This window comes from Paenibacillus sp. OT2-17, from assembly GCF_009827695.1.
In the GTDB taxonomy this organism is placed as follows: Bacteria; Bacillota; Bacilli; order Paenibacillales; family Paenibacillaceae; genus Paenibacillus; species Paenibacillus polymyxa_B.
This window is the reverse complement of the sequence record NZ_WUDQ01000639.1, coordinates 1-1,981: the sequence shown is the minus strand read 5'-3', so window position 1 is coordinate 1,981 and position 1,981 is coordinate 1. Positions and strand designations below refer to the sequence as shown.

Here is a 1,981-nt window from a genome sequence, read left to right as displayed (position 1 = left end):
CATGGACCAGTAAAAATGATCCGGTAGGTTAGAACGTACATCACTCAGGTTGGCTTCGAGCGCCTGGGCAAATGTAGCTTTGCTCGGGCTTTCATAAATAATTGCGAAGATGACGAAAAGATGGGAAGCGAACATGCCTACCTCAAAATGCGGCAGCGCCTTGTATCCGCGCTTGTTTGCCGCCCAGGCAACCCAAGTATCTTTGGGGGGATTGACTTTGCGTCGTGCATGCTTGGCAACGTGAACGTGCATAGGCTCCCCACATAAGTCTGTCAGGAACGGGGCCAATTCCTCGCCAATTGCCTCCAGCTTGGGCCGAACCTGCTGAATCAGCACTTCCATACGAGGCTCCAACCCCGGTATTTCAAAAACATCGAAGTCCTTTGCAGTAAATCCACTAAATGTCATTCCTTTTCCTCCTGTAACTGGGTTAAGCCATGTCGTGTGGCGTAATATGTCCGATTATAGCATAATGCCGCCGGGCTTGGCCGACTTTAGACCAGGTTTGAAACAAGCATATAAGGCAAAAGTAGGATTGTGCGCTGTTACTCATAAAAATAGGTCAAATAACCAAGTACCCTTACATAAAATGAAGTATAAAATAGAGCAAGGGAAGATCAAGCGGGAAAGCCGCAGGCTTGCTGTAGCCGGACTTCTTGAATCGGACTTGAAAAAGGAGGGAATGCCGTGAACAAGGGCTGTGAGGTAGAATATTGCAATCTAGAGCTCCGGTTTAGCCGTCGGCATATCCATAATCTGATCAAGGATTTGATATCGGAAGGGTATTCGCTGTACTGGAGCGAGGATGAGTCGTACCTGGTTTTGTCGGTGAGAACCGGCCGCAAGCTGGTGAAGCTCCGTTTTCAACAGCTGCGTACAGGACACTACAAGTTGGCTGGAGATTATGTAATCCGCGATGCCAAGCTGGCTGAGTGGTTGGAGAAGCTGATTGGAAGCACCCGAGGTCATGCCATTGTCAAAAGAGTTAAGGATCATCATATTTTAGTAGAAAATATTTTGTTCGGTGAGGTTATTCGTCTGGTCGAGGTTACAGGCTTTAAGCAGCGTGTCATTTATCAGAAAGGACCGGTGCTGTCCGCACAGGAAATGGAGGATATGTACGCTTCCAATGAAGGGGAAACCCGGCTGCTGCTGCTCAAAATGGAAGTAGACGATGAATTGGAGAAACTGTTCACAGCGATGACAGACGGAGATAAGGCTAAAATCGGGAATTGCCATGAACGCCTGCAAACGCTATCCCACCAACTGTTGATGATGGAAGTGTAATACATCTGAACACCTCATGAAAATGGGGTGTTTTGATCTGTGAATAGACAGGGGTTCACTTCTGACACCAAAAACGTTAAAATAGAAGTGCACGTGTTCCGATTCACATAAAGTGTAATGCGGTAAAGCGGCGATGTAGAAGACAAAATATGTTGCAAAGGATGAGGAACCAGATGGCAAAACAGCAAATTGGTGTGATCGGCCTGGCGGTAATGGGTAAGAATTTAGCCCTTAATATTGAGAGCAGAGGCTTCACCGTCTCGGTTTTTAATCGCTCTCCAGAAAAAACGCACGATCTTATCAAAGAAGCAGAAGGTAAAAAACTGACGGGTACTTTCTCTATTGAAGAATTTGTGAACTCATTGGAGTCACCCCGTAAAATCCTGATCATGGTTCAAGCTGGTAAAGCAACAGATGCCACGATTGAACAGCTTGTGCCTCATCTGGACAAGGGCGACATTATTATAGACGGAGGCAATGCCTACTTCCCTGATACACAGCGCCGCAGCAAGGAGCTGGAGGAAAAAGGACTTCGTTTTATTGGTACAGGCGTATCCGGTGGTGAAGAAGGTGCCTTGAATGGTCCTGCTATTATGCCGGGTGGACAAGAAAGTGCCTATAAACTGGTAGAGCCAATTCTGACGGCAATCTCTGCTAAAGTGGAAGGCGACCCATGCTGTACATATATCGGTCC

The 1,981-nt window shown here is 47.0% G+C and carries 3 protein-coding genes; 2 read left to right on the top strand and 1 reads right to left on the bottom strand.

Annotation, left to right across the window (positions count from 1 at the left end; genetic code table 11):
* On the bottom strand, window positions 1-408 hold a 408-nt coding region (locus GRP75_RS25590; RefSeq protein ID WP_160790732.1), incomplete at its 3' end, for a DUF1054 domain-containing protein.
* Between the two features lie 279 nt (window positions 409-687).
* Between GRP75_RS25590 and GRP75_RS25580 the strand changes: the two genes are divergently transcribed.
* A complete protein-coding gene (locus tag GRP75_RS25580; RefSeq protein ID WP_023989339.1) occupies window positions 688-1,287 on the top strand; it encodes a hypothetical protein in 600 nt (199 codons plus the stop codon).
* A gap of 173 nt (window positions 1,288-1,460) precedes the next feature.
* Window positions 1,461-1,981 (top strand): NAD(P)-binding domain-containing protein (locus GRP75_RS25575; RefSeq protein ID WP_237449196.1); only part of this gene is annotated, 521 nt, incomplete at its 3' end.